Below are 21,115 nucleotides of genomic sequence, written 5' to 3'. Positions count from 1 at the left end.
TCGAGGGCGGGGGCCCTCCCCCGCAGGCGCGTTCGAACCGGTGCGCCGCCAAGGGGTGTTGCCCTGCCCGGCCGGTGACGGTCAGGCGACAGGAACGTTCTCGTCGTGACCGTGCGCGACGTCCTGCCGCCCGTCGTCGTGTCGCTCGGCGTCGTGTCGCTCGGCGTCGTGTCGCTCGGTGTCGTGTCGCTCGGCGTCGTGTCGCCCGTCGTCGTGTCGCTCGGTACCCTGCGGCACGGTGTCCTCGGAGTGCGCCGGCGCGGGGAGGTCCCGCATTCGGCGCAGCGGCGAGAGCAGCAGGGGCAGCGGGACGACGAGGAAGCCGGCCGCGCAGATCCACAGCGCCGCACGCGCTCCGAACGCGTCGGCCACGGCGCCGCCGACGAGGGCGCCGAGCGGAAGGGTGCCCCACATGACGAAGCGCAGGGTCGCGTTCATCCGGCCCAACAGGCGTGGTGGGCAAAGAGTTTGACGGAAGCTCACCTGGGCGACGTTGTAGACGACGGCGCCGAAGAAGACCACGGCGGAGCCGAGCGCGAACAGCGCGGCGGCGGCGCCCCTGCCCGAAAGCGGCCACAGCAGGGCGAAGGGCCCGCTGACGAGAGCCGACAGCCAGATCAGGCGGGCCTGGCCGAAGCGGGCGGCGAAGCGCCCCGCACTCAGCGCACCCGCGAGGCCGCCGACGGCCGACGCCGAGAGCATGACGCCGACCGCCGCCGGCGCCAGGCCGAGGACGCGGACCAGGAAGATGGTCTGGGTGGCCATCAGCATGGCGGTGAAGAAGTTGCCGAGCCCGGTGGTACCCGCGATCACCCGCAGCAGCGGCTGACCGAGCACGAAGCGCAGGCCCTCCACGACGTCCTTGCGCAGGGACGCGCCGGGTACGGGTTCGGGTGCGGCCTCGGGGCGGCGGATGGCCAGGAGGAACAGGGCCGAGACGGCGTAGCCGACCGCGTCGGCGACGATCGCCAGGTGCGCCCCCACAGCTTGGACGAGGCCGCCACCGAGGCCGGGCCCGGCCACCTGGGCCGAGGAACGTACCGTCTCCAGCGCCCCGTTGCCGGCCACCAACTGCTCCCTGGGCAGGAGATGGGGCAGATAGCTCTGGTGGGCCACGTCGAAGAAGACCGTCGCGACGCCGGTGACCAGGGCCACCACATAGAGCTGTGCCATGGTCAGCGCGTCCGCGACGGCGGCGGCCGGAATGCTGGCCATCGCCAGGGAGCGGATCAGATCGGCGCGGATCATCAGGGGTATTTTGCGCATCCGGTCGACCCAGGCCCCCGCGGGCAGACCGATGAGCAGGAACGCCGCGGTCTCCGCCGCGGTGAGCAGCCCCACCTGGAAGGCGGGCGCTTCGAGTTCGAGGACGGCCACCAACGGCAGGGCGACCAGGGTGACTTGGGCGCCGGCCTGCCCGGCCGCGGCTCCGGCGAGCAGCAGACGGAAATCGCGCATACGGAGCAGACCGCTGGGAGCGGCCCGGGACGAAGGGGACATGCACGAGACCTTCACCGCGCGCCGATCAGGAGTCAAAACAAACAGGACACTTTCAGTCGTTTCTTGTGCCGTTCTGGCTCTCGATCAAGAAAATCGTAGGCCAGAACCGGGCAACGGCCGGATGAATCGTAGGTGTTGGGGCCCGATGGCACAGGACTTCCTGGCCCCCGGGGCACGTGATTCCAGGGGGCGGCAGGCCCTCACACCCCATCGATGCAGGTATGTCCGAAACTCACCGCCCCCACACTTGCGGAAGCAACCACATGCCCGCTCAGACGTCGGGGGTGACGAGCCTCGTCGGAGGCAATGGGCCGCGTCGGGAGTGACGGGCCCCGGCCTCTCAGCCCTCGACGGCGCGGAGGTCCACGGCGTGCCGGTCGGTGGCGAGGACGACGGGCAGCGGCAGGCCGGTCCGCGTGTCCAGACGCATCAGGGTCGCCTGGACCACGGCCTCGCCGGGCGGCACCGTTTCCGGGTGGCTGAGCTTCTCGGTGTTGACCCATGTGTGTTCCGCGCCGTCGCACGTGGCCGGCGTACCGCCGATCCCGTGGAGCACGGAACCGGTCAGCACCCCGCTCGACACGAAGATCGGGCCGGACCCCGTCGGCGGGGAACAGCTGTAGGTGCCCGACAGGGTGACGGTGCCGTCCTTGGCGACCGTCCCGTTCGGGCTTGCGGTCACGGTGTCCGAGAGGGCGGCCCCGGCCGGGCCCGAGGCCGCGCCGAGAAGGGCTCCGGCGGCGGCGACCGCCCCGGCGGCGACAAGACGTACGCGCATCGGCAAGTCTCTCCTTTGTCACTGCGTTTCTGTGGGTTGGGCCCGGGGTGGGCGCGGTCCGCGCCCACCCCGGGCCCAACCAATACCGCCAACCCGCCCGACCGTCGGGGATCCTCCCCGGTCCCCGGCGTGTCCACCGGGGACACGGGGGGGGTGGCGCGAGTGACCGCGGGTGTGTCGCGGCGCTGCTGTGGCCGGGGGGAACCGGTCTGCCCGCGCATGACCGAAAGAGGGCCCCATCTCCGCGAGCCGGGGGCGCCACCGGCCGTGCATGCTGGTTCCCCGGCCGTTTTCCGTGCCGCCCGACGGGGGTCGCGCGACAGGATGGGAGCGTCGATGTGCGCACCGTAGGCGTGGAAGAGGAATTGCTCCTTGTCGATCCGGGCACCGGAGCGCCATGCGCCCGCGCCGTGGAGGTGCTCGACCGGCTGACCAAGTGTGCCGCCGGGGAGGGCGGCGTCCCTGCAGGCGTGTTCGCCCGTGAACTACAGGGCCATCAGCTGGAGTTCGGCACACGTCCGCAGCACGACATGGACGAGCTGGGAGTCGAGATAGTGCGCTGGCGGCGCGTGGCGGCCCGTCACGCGCGGCAGGCGGGAGTCGCGCTCGCCGCGCTGGCCACCTCTCCCCTCCCGGCCCGGCCCGCGGTCAACGTGAGTCACCGGTACCAGTGGATGGAGGAGCAGTTCGGTCTGACGACCCAGGAACAGCTCACCTGCGGCTGCCATGTGCATGTGTCGGTGGCATCGGACGAGGAGGGCGTCGCGGTGGTGGACCGGATCCAGCCGTGGCTGCCCGTCCTGACCGCGCTCAGCGCGAACTCGCCGTACTGGCAGGGCACGGACACCCTGTACAGCAGTTACCGCAGCAGGGTGTGGGGCCGGTGGCCCATGTCGGGACCCACGGGCTCGTTCGGCTCCGCGGAGCGCTACCACGCCCAGGTCGACGCCATGGTGACCAGCGGTGTGATCCGCGACCGGGGCATGATCTATTTCGACGCCCGGCTCTCGCACCGCTATCCCACCGTGGAGATCCGCGTCGCGGACGTCTGTCTTGAGGCCACCACCACCCTGCTCGTGGCATGTCTGTCCCGTGCGTTGGTCGAGACCGCGGCACGGGACTGGCGGAGCGGGAACGAACCCCTGGTGCACGGGGTGAGCCTGCTGCGGCTCGCCGCGTGGCGCGCCGCGCGCTCGGGGCTCGACGGCGACCTGCTGCACCCGCTGACCATGCGGCCGGCCACCCCACAGGTGGTCGCGGCGGCCCTGCTCGACCACGTGCGGGAGGCACTCGACGACAGCGGGGACCTCGCCTGGGCCCGCAAGACGACCGCCGAACTCCAGGCCCGAGGCAATGGTGCCCGCATCCAGCGCGCCCTGTTCGCCCATACCGGGAGTCTCAGCGATGTGGTCGCAGCATGTGTGCGGCACACCCTGGGCGAACGCCAACTCCGTTACCCGGCACCGGATTGGACACGCCCCACACCCTCGGGGTGAGACATCACTCGATGGCGGCCGGGGCCATGGGTTCATACCGCCCCATGGCCCCGACCGGTCTCATCTCCCGTGAACTGGGTACCTCACACAGACGAGACGCGTAACATCCGGCAACAATCACGTACGCACACACCTCGGAGGAACCCCCGTGCCGGACAGCACCACACTCCAGTCCCAGTACGCCGCCCAGATCCAGAGCGACTTGGACGGCAACGTCGCCGAACGCGAACACATCTCCGCCCAGATCAGCGCGCTCCAGGAGCAGTTGACCACCCTGGAGAACAACCACGCGCTGCTCGCCTCCATGCAGCAGGCGGTGGGCGGGCCCGCCGCGCCGGCCGCCGGGAAGGCGTCGTCCAAGAAGGCCGCCGCGGCGTCCGCGACGCGGATCCCGCAGGCCCGTTCCGCGCGGAAGTCCGCAGGTCGCGCCGCCGAGAAGCAGGCCGCGCCCGCCGCCAGGACGAGCAAGGCAGCCGCGGCGACCAAGGCCGGGACCAAGGCGGGCAAGGCCGCGAAGTCCGGCAAGGCATCGTCCGCGACCCCCACCACGCTGCGGGACCTCGTCGCGGCCCACCTCGCCCAGAGCGGTGAGCCGCGCTCGGCGGCCGAGATCACGACGGGTCTCACCGAGGCACACCCCGACCGCACCATCGCGGGCACCGTGGTGCGCAACACCCTCGAAAACCTCGTCGCCAAGGGCGAGGCGCAGCGCACCCGGCAGAACCGCTCCGTGTTCTACACGGCTCCCGACGCCACCGCCGCCGCCACGTCCACCGGGTCCGCGGACGCCGACGTCAAGAAGGAGGCCGACGCGGTCACCCCCGCGGCCACCAACTGACCGGTGCGTGGTGCCGGGTCGCCCGGCACACGCGCGGCCGTCGACCGGAGAGGTGACAAGCAGCCCCGTGCCTCACGCCACAGGGCTGCAGTCCGGGTGACCCCAGCCTCCGTCGCGCTTCATGATGGGAGTGCCGGCGGCGTACGGCTGACCGCACGGGCAGCGTCCGGGGAACTTCGCCTTGATGGTCCGCGGCTTGCCCGACGGCGCCGACCCGGCCGTGGACGACGCCTTGCGCGCGGTGGCGGGCCGGGCGCGCGTGGCGGACGCGCGAGCCGGGGCCGGTACCGGCAACTCCAGGTCACCCAGAGCGGTCCCGGCGGCACGCTGGGAGGTGGCCGCGTCGCTCGCGGCCTGGTCCGCGATCGCGTTCAGCGGGTCCCCACCGACCTGGTGCGCGGCCACATGGACGAACTCCACATGGCGCTCGGTGAGCAACTCGTCGATACGCTCGACGAGTTCACGGTTGGCGACCGGCTTGCCCGCTGAGGTCTTCCAGCCGTTGCGCTTCCAGCCCGGCAACCACTGGGTCACCGCCTTCATGGCGTACTGGGAATCCATCCGCACCTGCATGCGGGTGCCCGCGTCGACGGCTTCGAGGAGCTGTTCAAGGGCGGTGAGTTCACCGACATTGTTGGTGGCGGTGCCGAGCGGACCCGCCTCCCAGCGCTCGGGCCGGCCCTGCGGATCGGCGATCACCCAGGCCCAGCCGGCGGGCCCCGGGTTGCCCTTCGACGCCCCATCACACGCGGCAACAACAACACGATCAGACATCGGGCCATCATCCCACCGCCGTCACCCCGCCCGGACCGCCGGCCCTCACCACCCGACCTCATCACCGTGTGTGACCAGGGGACCGTGTGTGACCACCAGCGTGACCACTGGCCGCGCGGTGACCGCGGGGGCGTGCCACGGTGGATGGGTTGGATCCCACCCACCAGCAGGAGTGACGCTCCATGGGCAAGGCCGAGAAGTTCAGGGACAAGGCACAGCAAGCCGCCGAGCAGGCGAAGGGGAAGTCGAAGTCGTCCCGGACCCGGGAGCGGACGTCCGGGCTCACCGAGGACCCCATGGAGCAGTTTCGTGAGGACCAGGAGCGGGCGGAGCGCCTGACGCGCAACGCCGAGACCGACCACTCCTGACTCCCTCCCGGCACGGCATGACACGGGAGCCGGGGCGCCCGCCCGAAGCGGGGCGAGCGCCCCGGCTTCCGGCTGTGCGGGGTCTCGCACCGCGCATGTGAGAGCGCCCGCGCCTGCCCCCGGCCTCGTACTGGGGCTCACGCCTTCGCGGGGACCGCGCGGGTGCGGGCCCAGGACAGCAGGTCGTCGACGGGCCACGTCGTGATGACGCGCTCCGGCGGGACACCGCACTCCTCGGCACGGGCGCAGCCGTAGACCTGCCAGTCGAGCTGACCCGGCGCGTGTGCGTCGGTGTCGATGGCGAACAGGACGCCCGCTTCGACGGCCCGGGTCAGCAGCCGGCGCGGCGGGTCGAGCCGTTCCGGCCGGCTGTTGATCTCGATCGCGGTCCCCGCGTCGGCGCACGCCGCGAAGACCGCGTCGGCGTCGAACCGGGACTCGGGACGCCCGCGGCCGGTGACCAGGCGACCGGTGCAGTGCCCGAGGACGTCCGCGAGTGGGTTGCTCACCGCCGCGACCATGCGCCGGGTCATGGCGTCGGCGTCCATACGCAGCTTGGAGTGCACGGACACGACGACGATGTCGAGCCGGTCGAGCAACTCGTCCTCCTGGTCGAGGGAGCCGTCGTCCAGGATGTCGCACTCGATGCCGGTGAGCAGCCTGAACGGGGCCCACTCCTCGTTCAGCCCCGCCACCACGTCCAGCTGGCGGCGCAGCCGGTCCGCGCTGAGGCCGTTCGCGACGGTCAGCCGGGGCGAGTGGTCGGTGAGTACCGCCCATGCGTGCCCGAGGTCCGCGGCGGCGCGGCCCATGTCGGCGATGGGACTGCCGCCGTCCGACCAGTCGGAGTGCAGATGGCAGTCGCCCCGCAGGGCGGCCCTCATCCTGTCGCCGCCCTCGACGAGCGGCGCCGCGGCTTCGACGTCGGCCTCAAGCCGTTGGAGGTAGCCCGGCACCTCGCCCGCGAGCGCCTCACGCACCACACGGGCGGTCTTCGGCCCGATCCCCTTCACCGCTTCCAGCTGCCCGGCGACCGCCGCGCGCGCCGCGCGTTCGTCCGGAGGCATCTCCGCGACCGCTTCGGCCGCGGTACGGAAGGCACGGACGCGGTAGGTGGCCTCCTGCGCACGTTCGAGCAGGAAGGCGATCCGTTTGAGGGCCGACACGGGATCCATGCACACACCTCCTGTGCGGACGGTGGGGCCGACGACGGTGGGACCGACGTCTGTGTGGCTCGACCCCGCGGGGGCCGCCGATTCTTGTGCGGGGCACGGCAGCGGCATCCGCCCCGTCGGGACCGTCCTCCCAGCTTCCCTCAGGCCCGGGTGGCCCGCAGCCGCGCGGGGCAGGGGGCGCCCGCGCCCGCGCGGGGAGGGGCGCTTGGCCGTGCCCGTGGTGCGCCCCCTCGGCGGCCGTGTCGGGGCGGGTGCCATCGCCGACCCGGCCCTAGCCTCGAAAGAGTGCTTGTGCGAAGAGATGCTCGTGGCGGGTACCGGCCGGGAAGGGCGGGCGGCCTGCTCCTCGGTGCCGCCGTGCTCCTGCTGGTGACCGGCCCGTTGATGATCTCGCCGTCCTACCCGTCCTCCCTGTCTTCCTCGTCCTCCCCCGCCGGCTCCGGGAACGAGGCCATGGCCGTGCGCGCCGGCCCCTCGGCCGCGTCGACGCCGCTGCGGACGGGGGTGCGTCCGGCGAGTCCCCACGCAGGGCCGCCCGCGGGAACCGGAGCCGGAGCCGGAGCCGGAGCCGGAGCCGGCAGTGTGGAGTACCGGAGCCCGCCGCGGGAGGCACCCGCGGGCTGTGCCGCGGAGCGGCGCCGCCCCGATCCGCACGACGTGCGGCCGGCGTGCTCGTATCCGGTGGTGGGGGTCTTTCTGCGGCCCGGCGGCCAGAAGACGTGCACGGCGGCCGTGGTGGACAGCCGGCACGGGGATCTGCTGGTGACGGCGGCGCACTGTCTTCCGCTTGACGGCGCGTCGTTCGCACCCGGCTACCACGACGGCATCGCCCCGCGGGGCCGGTGGCCGGTCCTCGCCTCGCTCGCGGACCCCCGGTTCGCCGAGGCCCGCAAGGGGGCGGAGCACTGGCCGTACGACTGGGCGTTCGTGCGGGTGGCCCGGGTGGGCGGGCGAAGCGTCCAGGAGGCGGTGGGCTCGGCCTTCCACGTGCCGCCGCACCCGGAACGGTTACCGTCCGATCTCGGCCGGGTCACACTGATCGGCTATCCGCACAACCGGCCGGGCCAGCACATCTGCACCGTGGATTCCGAGCCCGCGTACGGCGATTTCCGGCAGGCGCGCTGCGCCGGCTTCTCCAGCGGGGTGTCCGGCAGCCCGTGGGTGATCTCGGCGCAGGAGGGCGAGGGCATCGTGGTCGGGGTACTGGGCGGCGCCGAGCGCGGTGGCGGCTTCCTGTCCGACGTCTCGTACACGGCGCGCTTCGACGCGGGGATCGGCGCCCTGTTCGAGAGGGCCCAGGGGGTCGGGCCCCAGGACTCCCTGCTCCTGCCGTGACGCGTCGCGGCTTTTGATGACTCAACTGCCTTCAGTGAAAGCCTGGTCGAGAACACGGCCGGGCCGCCCGTCGGGGGATTCGACGGGCGGCCCGGTGTCTCAGGGGGACGGTGCGCTCAGCACTGGCGCAGGCCGGGGGCCGGGTCCTGGCCGGTCTTCACGCTGACGGCCGGGACATTGCCCCAGGCGCCGTTGTCGAGCTGGGTCCAGTACCAGATGTCGTTGCCGCCCTGGTGCGGGTCGCCGTGGCCCCAGCACACGAACCAGTTGAACCCGGTGGTCAGGGTGCCGCGGGTGGCCGAGCGGTAGGAGCGGTCGGCGTAGCCCTTCGCGCCGACCGCGTTGCCGCAGTACAACCGGCCGTCCGAGCGGACCCCGCACTCGGCGGCGGGCCCGGCCGACTTGGCGGGCGCGGCGACGGCGGAGGGCAGACCGGCCGTGGTGAGACCGGCCGTCAGCGCGGTGGCGGAGAGGAACAGGGCGATCTTCTTGCGTGCGTTCACTGCGAACTCCTCGCGTATCGGGTGTGATGTCGTGCGTGTGGCGTGTGGCGTACGTGTGTGTGGGGGGGGGGATGGTTCAGGCGCAGGTGGGGACGCCGTCCAGCCACGCGGGGCCCTGGATGTAGATGTTGGTGATCCATGCCCGGTAGTCGGGCAGGTAGGACCAGGCGTCGTTGCGGTACCCGTCGGCCTCGACGAGCTGGGCGTGCTTCTGGCAGGCGATCTTCACGCGGGTCGGCCCCGCGAACTTGTTGACGCGGGCGCTGGTCGTCGACGGCTGGGTGTGCGTCCACACGTCGGTCCCCCAGGTGGAGAAGTTCCCCTCCTGGCCCGGGGATCCGCCGATGCGTACGGCGCCGTTGTAGTCGCCGCCGAGCCGCACGTCGCTGACCATCACATGGGTGCCGGACTGGCGGGCCTCGACCATCTTGCCCGCGCCCAGATAGACGGCGATGTGGTGGATGGAGTCGGCGCCGCCCCACGCCATCAGGTCTCCGGGCAGCAGCGGCCCGGTGCCCTGGCCCGCGTCGAAGCGGGCGGTGACGTGCGAGGAGTGGTACTGGCTGTTGGCGGTGCCGGCCAGGATGTCCTGCCCGGTGGCCTGGGCGTAGGCGTACCGCACCAGGCCCGAGCAGTCGAAGCCGCGGCGCTCCGGGTCGTGGTCGCTGGCCGGGTCGGTGGGGTCCACCTGCCCGTAGGTGGCGCCGGGTTGGGGCCCGTGGCCGCCGCCCCAGGTGTACCAGACGCCGAGCTGCGAGCAGGCGGCCCGCACGGCTGCCTCGGCGGCGGCGGACGCACCCGGCGCGAGCACGTCGCAGCCGCCGGCCGCGGCGCGGGTGGCCTGTGCCGCCGTGCCGTGGGGCGCGGCCGTCGAGAGGTGTGCGGCCGGCACGATCGCACAGGCCGCCAGGACGCCGGCGGCGGCGAGGGTGCGGCGGGCTCTGGCAAGGGTGTGGTGCATGTCGTTTCCCCGTTTCGTCGTGCGTGCGCCGGGCTGCCGCCCGGCGGACCGCGACCGGTCTCCCGTGCTCAACGGGATCTCCTGCCGCGGTGGTTCGAGACTGTGCCGTGCCGGGCGGCGCTGTCGAGGAGGCGGGCGTCTCCTGTGCCGACGGGAAACGGGAAACACCCGGGAAACAGCACGCCCGCGCCGCTCACCCGGGGTCGGGGCACAGGGCCCGGAAGGGCAGGTCGGGCAGTAGGCGCGCCCAGCGGTCGGGCCCCGCGTCGCCCAATAGGCGGCACACCTGGGCCTGTTGGCGCGGCACGTCCGTGTTCCAGAGCCGGACGGTGCCGTCGTTGCTGCTGCTCGCCAGCGTGCCGGGCCGCCCGGGGTCGAAGGTGACGCCCCAGACGGCGCCGGTGTGTCCGCTGAGCGTGGCGAGGTGTGCGGCGCGTGCGGGGTCCCACAGCCGTACCGTCTGGTCGCTGCCGCTGGAGGCGAGCGTCGCGCCGTCGGGGCTGAAGGCGACCGCGCGCACCGAGCCGCTGTGGCCCGCCAGCGTGTGGGCCGTGGTGCGGTGTGCGAGGTCCCACAGGCGTACGGTGCCGTCGTTGGCACCGCTGGCCAGGGTCCGCCCGTCGGGGGCGAAGGCGACGGAGCGCACCGAACCGGCGTGGCCGCGCAGCACCGGACCCGGCCCGCCGACCGGGTCGCGCACCTTCCACAGACGGACCGTCAAGTCGTCGCTTCCGGTGGCCAGAGTGTGGCCGTCGGCGCTGAACGCTACGGCGTTGACGAAGTCCTCGTGGCCGCTGAGCCGGGCGCGGGGGCGCCGGGTCGCCACATCCCACAGGATCGCGGTGCGGTCGGCGCTCGCGGAGGCGAGCAGCCGCCCGTCGGGCGAGAAGGCGACCGCGAACACCGACCCGTCGTGGCCGGTCAGGGTCGCTCGCAGCCGGCCGGTCGCGGCCTCCCAGAGCCGCACGGTGCGGTCGGCTCCCGCCGAGGCGACGAGGCGGCCGTCCGGCGAGAAGGCCACGGCGAACACCGATCCGTCGTGGCCGGTGAGGGTGGTGCGCAGCCGGTGGCGGGCCACGTCCCACAGCCGGACGGTGCGGTCCGCCTGCGCGGAGGCGAGCAGGGTGCCGTCCGGGGAGAACGCCGACTGCCAGGCCTCGGTGAACGGGCGGGCGGTGAGCGCCGGGCGGCCGGGGTCCCACAGGACGACGGACTGGTCGAAGCCGCCGGTGGCGAGGCGTTCGCCGGGTCCCGCGGCGATGGCGAGAACGTAGTCGGTGTGGCCGGACAGGGTGGCGACCACGCGGTGGTTGACGGCGTCCCACAGCTTGACGGTGCCGTCGCCGGCCGCGCTGAGGACGGTGTCGCCGCCGCGGGTGAAGGCCACGGCGTTCACGTCGTCGCTGTGTCCGGTCAGCACGCCGTGCGCCGTCCCCTCGGGCAGGTCCCACAGCCGGACGGTGCGGTCCGCGCCGCCCGATGCCAGGGTGTGCCCGTCGGGGCTGAACGCCACACCGAGCACCTGGTCGCTGTGCCCGGTGAGGACCTTGGGCGGCAGGCTGCCCGTGACGTCCCAGAGCCGTACGGTGCGGTCCATCGACGCCGAGGCGACGCTGTGTCCGTCGGGGCTGTAGGCGACGGACATCACGGCGTCGTCGTGCCCGGTGAGGACCGTGCGCGCCGTCGCGCCCGGTACGTTCCACAGGCGTACGGTGCGATCGGTTCCCCCGGATACCAGCGTCTGGCCGTCGGGGCTGAACGCCACGGAACGCACGGCCCCTTGGTGTCCTCGCAGGGTCGCGGTCATCCGGTGGGTCGCCGCGTCCCAGAGCCGTACGGTGCCGTCGGCGCCGGCCGTCGCGATGCGTGTGCCGTCGGCGCCGTAGGCGACCGCGGTGACCGCCCCGGTGTGGCCGCTCAGGACGGCGGTGACCCGGCGCTTCGTGGTGTCCCAGAGTCGCACGGTGGCGTCCGAGCTCGCCGAGGCGAGGGTCGTTCCGTCGGGGCTGAACGCCACCGAGTTGACCGGACCCGCATGGCCGCGCAGCCGCCCGTCGAAATACTGTGCCTGGGTGCTGAGCAGGGCGCCGCGTGCCTGCGGGGTGCGGTCGGTGCGGTAGGCGTCGGCGGCGAGCAGCATGGAGGCTTCCGGCCGGCCCGCGGCAAGGGCTCCGGACCGCACGGCCAGGGCCTGCGACTGGGCGGTGCGGCTCTGGTCGAGGGCGCGCCGGCGCTGCTGGAAGGCGAGGGAGCCCGCCGTCACCGCGAGGGCGAGGAGGCCCACGAGGGTGGCGAGCAGGGCGCGCCGGATCCGGGTCTGGCGTCGCGCCTGACGTGTGCCGCGCGCTTCCTCCGTCTCGCAGGCGTCGAGGAACTCCCGCTCCAGCGGGCCGAGTTGGTCGCGTTCGGTGGCCTGGTGCGCATGATCGCGCACCGCGGCGATGCGGGCGCCGCGGTAGAGCAGGTTCGGGTCCCGGCCGGCCCGCGCCCACTGGTTCGCGGCGTCGCAGACCTGCTGGCGCAGGACGAGGCCCGCCCGGTCGGCGTCGATCCAGCCGCACAGTCGCGGCCAGGCGTAAAGGAGCGCCTCGTGGGTGATCTCCACCGTCTCGCTGCCGGCCGTGACGAGCCGGGCCCGCACGAACGCGTCGAGGGCGCGGATGCCGGAGTCCGGGTCGCTCAACTGCCCGATCAGGAGCGCGCGTTCGACGGGCCTGCGGGTCTGGGCGCTGTCCTCCGCGACATTGACGAGGCGCACCAGGAGCTGGCGTACCGTCGATCGCTCGGTGGGGTCGAGCCGCCCGTACACCGACTCGGCGGTGCGCGCGACCGCTCCGTGAATGCCTCCCGTCGTCTCGTAGCCGCTGACCGTGAGGATCCGGCCGGCGCGCTGCTGCCAGGTGACGAGCAGGGCGTGGGCGAGCAGGGGCAGGGAGCCGGCCGAGGTGGCGCAGTCGTTGCCGAGGTCCCTCAACAGCAGTTCCACCAGGCCCGGTTCGAGGGTGAGCCCGGCCCGCTCGGCGGGTCCCGTGATGGCGTGGCGCAGCTCGGCGCCGGACATCGGGCCGAGCGCGAACAGGCCGTGGGTGAAGACGTCCACGAGGTGGGGGTGGTCGAGGCAGCGGCCGCAGAAGTCGGCGCGCAGGCCGATGACGACGGCGGCGCGGGCGGCGGTGCCGTCGGTGTCGCGTGCGGTTGCCAGGGCATGGAGCACGGCGACGAATTCGCGGCGCTCGCGGTCGCTCCCGCACAGGGTGAAGGCCTCCTCGAACTGGTCGACGACGAGGACGAGACCGCGGCGCGGGCCGCGCGCCGCGCAGGCGTCGAGCAGCACGCCGGGCCGCTCGGCGAGCGCCTCGGGGGTGATCTGCGAGCCCGCGGCGCCGAGCACGTCCGCGGCGCAGCGCAGGAGTTCCTTGAGCGGGTGGGCGGTCGGGGTGCACACGACGACCGGCCACTGGTCCGAACCGGGTACGGGCAGCGCGCCGCGGCGCAGGGCGGGCAGCAGGCCGGCCTGGAGGAGCGAGGACTTGCCGGCGCCCGAGGGCGCTACCACGGCGAGCGGTCCGCGGCCCATCCGTTCGGCGAGCCGGCCGGTGAGATGGGCCGTCGCGCTCTCGCGACCGTAGAACCAGGCGGCGTCCTGCGGCCCGTACGCGGCGAGTCCGCGGTAGGGGCACACGCCCGGGTCGGGATCACTGGGGTGTCCGGTGCGGGCCGTCGGCGGGGCCGCCTGTCTCGGCAGCAGGCGCAGGAGCGCGCCCCGTGCTTCGAGTACGTCGTCGCAGCGGCGGGCGACGTCCAGGGTGGGCGGTTTGCTGCCGTTCTCGATCTTGCTGAGGTACCCCTTGCTGTAGTGGATCGAGCGGGCGAGTCCCGTGAGGGACACCTTGCGCAGGGACCGCAGGCGCCGCAGCTCCGCTGCGAATCCCCCGGCCGTTTCGTCGTCCGTTGGCACGGGTCCTACCTTTCCGTGACGGACGGGGCGTACGCCTGAAAAGGATGAACTCCGTCCGGTTCCGGTCGTCAACGGACGTACGGGCACGATCCGTTCGGCGGGGCCGGTCCCCGGCGGGGCCCCGCGAGGCCGCGGGCGGGGCGAGGCAACCTTTCCGCGCGATCGCTCATCTGTGCCCACAGCCGGGGAGTTTGGACACCTTCCGGCCACCGAGTCCGGACCAATTGTTAAATCCCGGTTCCGGGAGCACAGAAACTCGATCATCCCTCTTTACATGTTCATGCCAGGCATAGCAGGGTTCCGGCCGGGACCTCATGGTCCCCGCGGTGCACAACAGCACCGTGCGTACGGGTGGTTGTTGAGCCGACCGCCCCCGCACCTCTAAGGACCCCCCACCGTGCGTACACCCCACATACGCAGCCTCGCGATATCCCTGGCCGTCACCACGGCCATCACCATCACGGCGGGAGGCGGGGCCACGGCCTTCGCCGCTCCGACCGCCACGGGGGCCACCGCCCCCGCCGCGACCGCCGTTTTCCAGCCGGTGATCGACGCGGCCCGCGCCGCGGCCGTCGCCCACTCCTCGGCCACCGGGGTCGGCAAGGACGACACGCTTCAGGCCACCGACGTCCTGGTCGACCCGGACGGCAAGCAGCACGTCCGTTTCGTCCGCTCGCACCGCGGACTCCCCGTCCTCGGCGGCGATCTCGTCATCCACCTCGACAACAGATCCGCCTACACGGGCGTGACGCGTGCCCTGCGCCGGCAGGTGGCCGTGACCACCACGAGCGCCAAGGTGACGGCCGCACAGGCGCAGGCGAAGGCCGCGGCCACCGCCAAGGGCACGGCGGGCTCCGCCCGGCTCGTGGTGGACGCCCGAGCCGGACGCACCGCACTGGCCTACCAGATACAGGTGACCAACAGCTCCACCGCCGAGTCCGGCGCCCGCACCGTGGTCGTCGACGCGGCCAGCGGCGCCGTCCTCAGCAACACCCCGGCCGGCGACTCCTTCATCTCGCCGACCGTCCAGGACAAGCTCCGCAAGAGCGGGCAGACCCTCAGCCCGTCGCTGAGCTCCCCCTCCCCCGCCCCGTTCGCCTCCTCCAGGGCGACCGGCTTCCCCGCCGCGGCCACCGGCACCGGCTCGTCCCTGTTCGTCGGCAGCGTGCCGCTGACCACCACCCAGACCGCGAAGAGCGCCTTCACCCTCAAGGACCCGAGCCGCGGCCAGACCGAGACCCGGGACGCCGGCAACAAGGAACTCGACCAGTTCTCCGGCGGCAAGGCCTTCACCAGCACCACCAACAGCTGGGGCACCGGCCGAACGAGCAACCGCGCCACGGTCGCCGTCGACGCGCAGTACGGGATCACCAGCACCCTGGACTTCTACAAGAAGACCCTGGGCCGCAACGGCATCAAGAACGACGGCGCCGGCGCCCACGCGCTCGTCCACTTCGGCAGCAAGGTCGGCAACGCGTTCTGGTCCTCCGACTGCGGCTGCATGCTCTACGGCGACGGCGACGGGCAGACGTTCGCGCAGCCGCTGGTCGTCCTCGACGTCACCGGCCACGAGCTCACCCACGGCGTCGTGGACGCGACGGCGAACCTCCAGCCGACCCGCGTCGACGCGGACGACAACCAGTTCGGCGAGCCCGGCGCGCTCAACGAGTCGCTCGCCGACATCTTCGGCAGCAACGTCGAGTTCGCCACCAACAACCCCAACAACCCGCCGAACTACCTGATGGGCGAAAAGCTCGGGCTCCAGCAGAAGTTCCTGCGCCGCCTGGACAAGCCGTCCCTCGACAAGCTCGAAGGCACCGTCGACTACTGGTCGAAGGCGTCCTACGACACCGAGGTCCACGCCGGTTCCGGCGTCTCCTCGCACGCCTACTACCTGCTGGCCGAGGGCAGCGGCAAGAAGACCATCAACGGCGTGGCCTACGACTCGCCCACGTACGACGGTTCGACGGTGACCGGTATCGGCCGGGACAAGGCGACGGCGATCTTCTACCGGGCACTCACCCGGTACATGGTCTCCACGACCGACTTCCACGACGCCCGCACCGCAACGCTGAGCGCCGCCGCCGACCTCTACGGTGCGAGCAGCACCGAGTACAAGACGGTCGACAAGGCCTGGGCGGCCGTCAACGTGACCCCGGCGAACGCCCCCGCCGGCAGCTGATCCAGCCCCACCTCTGCCGCCCCGCGAACCGCGGGGCGGCAGTGGCATGCTCTGCCCCCTTCGGCGGGGTCCGGCATGCGTCGGCGTGGCAGCGGTGACAGGGTCACAAGGGCCGGGGCACCTGCCCGGCGTCCGCGGCCGCGCAGGTGGACGCGTGCGAGTGGACGCGGACCGAGACGGATGAGGAGTGACCGGTGCGGCACTACATCGTGGCCGAACAGCTTCCGGACGGCGTGGTCAAGGAATGGCACATGGTGCGCGGCGAGGAGCAACACTCCATGTGCGGACGCGAGGTCGCCGAAGGCGTGGCGGAACTGCCCGCCGAGGCCTGGGGGACCGAGCGCGCCCACCCGTTCTGCCACACGTGCGGCGCACTGTTCCTTCGCGAGGTCCCGTAGGGCCCGTCCGGCGCACAGACCCTGGGCCCGGGGTCCGCCGTCAGGCCGGTGGTTGCGGGGAGTATGACGGGCGCACGCCGGGTACTCGCGTCCGGCAGATGCGGTTCGGATCGCGGCGGCAGGAGGCAGTTCATGAGCAGCACGGTGCAGGGCCCCGGGCCCGAGCCACGAACCATCACGACCTCTGTTCCGGCCAGGCTCGACCGGCTTCCGTGGTCGCGCTGGCACTGGATGATCGTGATCGGCCTGGGCACCGTGTGGATCCTGGACGGGCTCGAGGTCACCGTCGTCGGGAACATCGCGAGCCGGCTCTCGGAGCCCGGCAGTGGGCTCGCCATCAGCGACGCCCAGGTCACCGGCCTGGGCGCCGCGCTGTATGTGGCGGGCGCCTGCTTCGGGGCACTGTTCTTCGGCTGGCTGACCGACCGGTTCGGACGCAAGAAGCTGTTCCTCGTCACCCTCGCGGTGTATCTCGCCGCGACGGCGATGACGGCGCTGTCCTTCACCGCGTGGTGGTTCTTCCTCTTCCGCTTCCTGACCGGCTTCGGCATCGGCGGCGAGTACGCGGCCATCAACTCCGCCATCGACGAACTGATCCCGAGCAAGTACCGCGGCCGGGTGGACCTCATCATCAACGGGAGCTACTGGCTCGGCGCGATGGGCGGCGCGCTGCTCTCCGTCCTCGCCCTCAACACGGACCTCCTGCCCAAGGACATCGGCTGGCGGCTCACGTTCGCCCTGGGTGTGGTCCTCGGTCTCGTCATCCTGCTGGTGCGTCGGCACGTGCCGGAGAGCCCCCGGTGGATGTTCATCCACGGCCGCGAGGAGGGCGCCGAGCAGCTCCTCGACGACGTCGAACACACGGTGGAGGAGGAGAAGGGCGAGCGGCTGCCGGAGCCGGGGAGCTCGATCACCATCGAGCAGCGCACCAGCGTGGGGTTCCTGGAGATCGCCCGGACCCTGTTCCGCTCGTATCCCAAGCGGGCCGTGCTCGGCTTCTCCCTGTTCATCGGTCAGGCGTTCCTCTACAACGCGATCACGTTCGGCTTCAGCTCGATCCTGGTGAAGTTCTTCGACGTGTCGAGCGGAACGACCGGCTACTTCTTCGCCGTGATCGCCTTCGGCAACTTCCTGGGGCCGCTCTTCCTCGGCAAACTCTTCGACACCGTCGGCCGCCGCAAGATGATCGCCGGGACGTATGTGCTGTCCGGTCTGCTGCTCTTCGTCACCGCGTGGTTCTTCGCGCAGGGGTGGCTCAGCGCGACCACCATGACGGCGTGCTGGTGCGTGGTGCTGTTCTTCGCTTCGGCGGGCGCCAGTTCGGCGTATCTGACGGTGAGCGAGATCTTCCCGATGGAGACCCGGGCCATGGCGATCGCCTTCTTCTACGCCATCGGAACGGCCGCGGGCGGCATCTCGGGACCGCTGGTGTTCTCGGCACTGACGTCCAGCGGAGTCGTCGGCGACGCCGTCATCGCCTTCAGCATCGGCGCCGCACTGATGACGGCGGCCGGCGTGGTGGCCGCGTTCCTCGCGATCGACGCGGAGGGCAAGTCCCTCGAGGACATCGCGGCCCCGCTTTCGGCGCGGCTGGGCGCGAAGGGCGAGACCCCGCCGGCGGCGCCCGCGGGGTGAGCGCGACCGCGTGCTCGTGACCGAAGCGGGCGGCGATCAGGACCGGAAGGCCAGTTGGGCGGCGAGCACGTGCTCGCCGCCCTTCGTCGTGTTCGCCTGCGATCCGACGTGTTCACGTGCCATGCGACGTGTTCACGTGCCCCTCCGTGCGCCGGGAAGCACGTATTGCATGAGGCGATCGCGAGCGTTATAGTCTCTAACTAACGGCACGCCACATAACAAAGCCGGTGCGAGAACGACGCCCGGCCCACGAGGGGAACCGACATGAAGCACAACGACAGCGACCTGCACGTGGTCCTCGGCGCGGGCCCGGCCGGCACCGCGGTCGCCGCCGAACTCGCCCACCGGGGGCACCCCGTCCGCCTCGTCGACCGGTCGGGAACCGGCGCCGCGATGACGGGCGTCGACCGCGTGAAGGGCGATGTCGGCACCCGCGAGGGCGCCGCGGCCGCCGTGGCGGGAGCGGGGGTCGTCTACCACTGCGTGAACGTCGCCTACCACCTCCAGGTCGACGTCATGCCCCGCATCCAGGAGGCCGTGCTGGGCGCCGTGGAGGCGCAGGGGGCCCGCCTCGTCGTCCTGGACACGCTCTACCCGTACGGCGAGACGCACGGCGACGTCATGACCGAGGACTCCCCGTGGCGCGCCACCACGCACAAGGGCAGGATGCGTGCGGAGCTGGACGAGAAGTACCTGGCCGCCCACCGCGAGGGCCGGGCGTCGGTGGTGCTCGGCCGGTCCGCCGACTTCATCGGGCCCGGCGTCCTCAACTCCACCCTCGGTGGGGCCGTCTTCCCCGCGGCGCTGACCGGCGGCGAGGTGCTGACCCTCGGGAACATCGATCTGCCGCACAGCTACACCGACATCCGGGCCGTGGCCGCCGGGCTCGCCACGCTCGGCGAGAGCCCGCGGGGCGACGGGCGCGTCTGGCACCTGCCCACCGCTCCGACCCTCACCACCCGCGAGGTGCTCGGGATGATCGAGGACCGCGTCGGAGGCCCCCTGAAGATCGTCACCCTTGACGAGCTGCGCCCCTTCGGCCCGTTCGACCAGGTCTTCGTGGACGCGTACGCCGAGATGTTCTACCAGCACACCGAGCCGCAGATCATGAACTCGGGCGCCTTCGAGGCCGCGTTCGCCACATCCCCGGTCCCGATGGGCGACACCCTTGACGCCACCCTGGCGTGGTACCGCGGCCTGCTGGCCGAGCACGCCTGACCGTGGCGTGCGGGCGGACCACTACTCGATGACGATCTCGAACGGGATGTTGCCGCGGGTCGCCTTGGAGTACGGGCAGGCCGCGTGGGTCAGCTCGACGAGCTTGGCGCCGCTGTCCCCCTCCAGGTGCTCGGGGAGCTCGACGCGCATGACGACTCCGATGCCGAAGCCGCCGTCGGCGGGGTCCTTGCCGATGCCGACCTCGGCGGTGACCGAGACGTCCTTGACGTCGAGCTTCAGCTGACGGGCGACCGACCCCATGGCGCTGGCGAAGCACGCCGCGTATCCGGCGGCGAAGAGCTGCTCGGGGTTGGTGCCCTCGCCATTGCCACCGAGGGCCGGCGGGAAGGCGAGCGGCAGGTCGAGCCGGCCGTCGGAGCTGACGGTGCGGCCCTCGCGGCCATTGGCGGTCGCCACTGCGGTGTAGAGCGCGTCCATGGGAATCGGTTCCTCTCGTGTCCGTCCGTACGGAGCCGGTGCGGCTCCGTACGGGGAAAGCCTCGGCTGCCCGGAACCCACTGAAGCACACAATTAAGTTGTGCACAACTAAATGGCGTGCGTGTTAGCCTGGCCGCATGGTGACCAAGCCCCCCGCCCGCACGCACGACGACGAGGACTACCTGCGGCTCGACCTCCAGCTCTGCTTCTCGCTGCACGCGGCATCGCGCGCCTTCAACGGCGTCTACCGCACGCTCCTGAAGGATCTGGGGCTGACCTATCCGCAGTACCTGGTGATGCTGACGCTCTGGGAACACGGCGAGCTGCCCGTCAAGAGCATCGGCGCCAAGCTGCGGCTGGACTCGGGCACCCTGTCGCCGCTGCTCAAGCGCCTCGAATCGGCGGGGTTCGTCGAACGGCGGCGCAGCCCGGCGGACGAGCGCTCCGTCACCATCCGCCTCACGGACCGGGGCACCGCGCTGCGCGAACGCGCCCGTGCCGTGCCGCACCGCATCGCCGAAGCCGTGCCTCTTCCCCCGGACGACTTCCGCACCCTGCGCACCCTCCTGGCCACCCTGACCGAGGGACTCGACGCCGCACAGACGCCGCCGGTGACCGACCACGACGGCGACGTCGACGGGGCGGTCTGCGCCGGAGAGTGATCCACACCGAGGGGGCGCCCCGCCGCGATCCGCGGCCCGTGCGGTAGGACTGGGGGCCGGAAGATCATCGGCAGCGCAAACGCGGGAGGCAGCACGTGGCACGTCCGGTCACCATCGTCACAGGGGGCAGCAGGGGAATCGGGGCGGCCACCTGCGTCCGGCTCGCCGCCGACGGGCACGACATCGCCCTCGGGTACCTGAGCAACGACGTCGCCGCTCAGGAGGTGGCCGAGACGGTGCGCGAGACCGGGGCCCGCTGCGTCACCGTGCGGTGCGACACCTCGCACGAGGCGGACGTGGAGCGACTGTTCGACACCGCGGCCGCGGAACTCGGCGCGGTGAGCGGGCTGGTCAACAACGCCGGAGTCACCGGGCCGCTCGGCCGTCTCGCCGACGCCCGCACCGAGGACCTGCGCCGGGTCATGGACGTCAACGTCATCGGGTATCTCCTGTGCTGCCGGCGGGCGGCGCGCGACATGGCCGCGCTGGGCGGCGGCGCCATCGTCAACATCTCCTCCGCGGCGGCCACCCTGGGCGGTCCCGGCGACTACGTGCACTACGCCGCGTCGAAGGCCGCCACGGACGCCCTCACCATCGGCCTGTCCAAGGAACTCGGGCCGGACGGCATCCGGGTCAACGCGGTCGCCCCTGGCATCATCGACACGGACATGCACGCCACGATGGGCGACCCCGGCCGCCCCGCACGGGCGGCCGCCGGCATCCCGCTGGGCCGTCCCGGCGAGGCGTCCGAGATCGCCGCCGCCGTCGCCTGGCTCCTCTCCCCCGACGCCTCGTACACCACCGGCACGGTCCTGCGGGTCTCCGGCGGCCGGTGACCCCGAGCTCTCCTCGCTCGACAAGGGGCCGGGGCCCTCGGCATGCTGAGGATCCAGGGA

The 21,115-nt window shown here is 72.3% G+C and carries 18 protein-coding genes; 10 read left to right on the top strand and 8 right to left on the bottom strand.

What is annotated here, in order from left to right:
• Nucleotides 1-81 precede the first annotated feature (81 nt).
• A complete protein-coding gene (locus tag OG432_RS32055) occupies nt 82-1,500 on the bottom strand; it encodes an MFS transporter (RefSeq protein ID WP_328314450.1) in 1,419 nt (472 codons plus the stop codon).
• Between the two features lie 340 nt (nt 1,501-1,840).
• Entirely contained in the window at nt 1,841-2,278 is a 438-nt protein-coding gene (locus tag OG432_RS32050; protein ID WP_328314449.1) for a DUF6299 family protein, read from the bottom strand.
• Nucleotides 2,279-2,616: 338 nt separating this feature from the next.
• Here OG432_RS32050 and OG432_RS32045 point away from each other — a divergent pair, with 338 nt between their 5' ends.
• Complete coding sequence (locus tag OG432_RS32045; RefSeq protein WP_328314448.1) at nt 2,617-3,774, top strand: glutamate--cysteine ligase; 1,158 nt, start codon at nt 2,617-2,619, stop codon at nt 3,772-3,774.
• A gap of 148 nt (nt 3,775-3,922) precedes the next feature.
• Nucleotides 3,923-4,612 carry a hypothetical protein gene (locus tag OG432_RS32040; protein WP_328314447.1) on the top strand — a complete coding sequence of 230 codons (690 nt, stop codon included), beginning with the start codon at nt 3,923-3,925 and terminating at the stop codon, nt 4,610-4,612.
• Between the two features lie 72 nt (nt 4,613-4,684).
• Here OG432_RS32040 and OG432_RS32035 read toward each other — a convergent pair whose 3' ends face one another.
• A complete protein-coding gene (locus OG432_RS32035; RefSeq protein ID WP_328314446.1) occupies nt 4,685-5,386 on the bottom strand; it encodes a ribonuclease H family protein in 702 nt (233 codons plus the stop codon).
• 182 nt (nt 5,387-5,568) lie between these two features.
• On the opposite strand from OG432_RS32035, the gene OG432_RS32030 reads away from it, so the two are divergent.
• Nucleotides 5,569-5,754: a hypothetical protein gene (locus OG432_RS32030; RefSeq protein ID WP_328314445.1), complete on the top strand. Its 186-nt coding sequence runs from the start codon at nt 5,569-5,571 to the stop codon at nt 5,752-5,754.
• 137 nt (nt 5,755-5,891) lie between these two features.
• Here the strand turns inward: OG432_RS32030 and OG432_RS32025 are convergent, their stop codons facing one another.
• A complete protein-coding gene (locus tag OG432_RS32025) occupies nt 5,892-6,929 on the bottom strand; it encodes a PHP domain-containing protein (RefSeq protein ID WP_328314444.1) in 1,038 nt (345 codons plus the stop codon).
• Nucleotides 6,930-7,214: 285 nt separating this feature from the next.
• On the opposite strand from OG432_RS32025, the gene OG432_RS32020 reads away from it, so the two are divergent.
• Nucleotides 7,215-8,264, top strand: a complete 1,050-nt coding sequence (locus tag OG432_RS32020) for a trypsin-like serine peptidase (RefSeq protein ID WP_328314443.1) — start codon at nt 7,215-7,217, stop codon at nt 8,262-8,264.
• 116 nt (nt 8,265-8,380) lie between these two features.
• Here the strand turns inward: OG432_RS32020 and OG432_RS32015 are convergent, their stop codons facing one another.
• The 3 genes from OG432_RS32015 to OG432_RS32005 all read right to left on the bottom strand — a co-directional run bounded on the left by OG432_RS32015 (nt 8,381) and on the right by OG432_RS32005 (nt 13,686).
• A complete protein-coding gene (locus OG432_RS32015; protein ID WP_328314442.1) occupies nt 8,381-8,767 on the bottom strand; it encodes a hypothetical protein in 387 nt (128 codons plus the stop codon).
• A 76-nt stretch (nt 8,768-8,843) separates the two neighbouring features.
• Nucleotides 8,844-9,728: a C40 family peptidase gene (locus tag OG432_RS32010; RefSeq protein WP_328314441.1), complete on the bottom strand. Its 885-nt coding sequence runs from the start codon at nt 9,726-9,728 to the stop codon at nt 8,844-8,846.
• A gap of 193 nt (nt 9,729-9,921) precedes the next feature.
• Nucleotides 9,922-13,686, bottom strand: coding sequence for an nSTAND1 domain-containing NTPase (locus OG432_RS32005; RefSeq protein ID WP_328314440.1), 3,765 nt, complete (start codon nt 13,684-13,686; stop codon nt 9,922-9,924).
• A 397-nt stretch (nt 13,687-14,083) separates the two neighbouring features.
• On the opposite strand from OG432_RS32005, the gene OG432_RS32000 reads away from it, so the two are divergent.
• From OG432_RS32000 to OG432_RS31985, 4 genes are all read left to right on the top strand, one after another.
• A complete protein-coding gene (locus OG432_RS32000) occupies nt 14,084-15,868 on the top strand; it encodes a M4 family metallopeptidase (RefSeq protein ID WP_328314439.1) in 1,785 nt (594 codons plus the stop codon).
• Nucleotides 15,869-16,062: 194 nt separating this feature from the next.
• The gene (locus OG432_RS31995) at nt 16,063-16,266 is read left to right on the top strand and encodes a hypothetical protein (protein ID WP_328314438.1); all 204 of its coding nucleotides are present in this window, start codon (nt 16,063-16,065) and stop codon (nt 16,264-16,266) included.
• A 132-nt stretch (nt 16,267-16,398) separates the two neighbouring features.
• On the top strand, nt 16,399-17,901 hold the full coding sequence (locus OG432_RS31990; protein WP_328314437.1) for an MFS transporter: 1,503 nt from the start codon (nt 16,399-16,401) through the stop codon (nt 17,899-17,901).
• A 264-nt stretch (nt 17,902-18,165) separates the two neighbouring features.
• Nucleotides 18,166-19,119, top strand: coding sequence for an NAD-dependent epimerase/dehydratase family protein (locus tag OG432_RS31985; protein WP_328314436.1), 954 nt, complete (start codon nt 18,166-18,168; stop codon nt 19,117-19,119).
• Between the two features lie 21 nt (nt 19,120-19,140).
• Here the strand turns inward: OG432_RS31985 and OG432_RS31980 are convergent, their stop codons facing one another.
• Nucleotides 19,141-19,557, bottom strand: a complete 417-nt coding sequence (locus tag OG432_RS31980; RefSeq protein ID WP_328314435.1) for an organic hydroperoxide resistance protein — start codon at nt 19,555-19,557, stop codon at nt 19,141-19,143.
• 137 nt (nt 19,558-19,694) lie between these two features.
• Between OG432_RS31980 and OG432_RS31975 the strand changes: the two genes are divergently transcribed.
• Both OG432_RS31975 and OG432_RS31970 read left to right on the top strand, forming a co-directional pair.
• Nucleotides 19,695-20,219 (top strand): MarR family winged helix-turn-helix transcriptional regulator, encoded by a 525-nt coding sequence (locus OG432_RS31975; RefSeq protein ID WP_328314434.1) that lies wholly within the window; start codon nt 19,695-19,697, stop codon nt 20,217-20,219.
• A 95-nt stretch (nt 20,220-20,314) separates the two neighbouring features.
• Complete coding sequence (locus tag OG432_RS31970; protein ID WP_328314433.1) at nt 20,315-21,055, top strand: SDR family NAD(P)-dependent oxidoreductase; 741 nt, start codon at nt 20,315-20,317, stop codon at nt 21,053-21,055.
• Nucleotides 21,056-21,115 lie beyond the last annotated feature (60 nt).

It is taken from the genome of Streptomyces sp. NBC_00442, from assembly GCF_036014195.1.
Lineage (GTDB): Bacteria > Actinomycetota > Actinomycetes > Streptomycetales > Streptomycetaceae > Streptomyces.
This window is presented reverse-complemented; position numbering and strand designations above follow the sequence as displayed.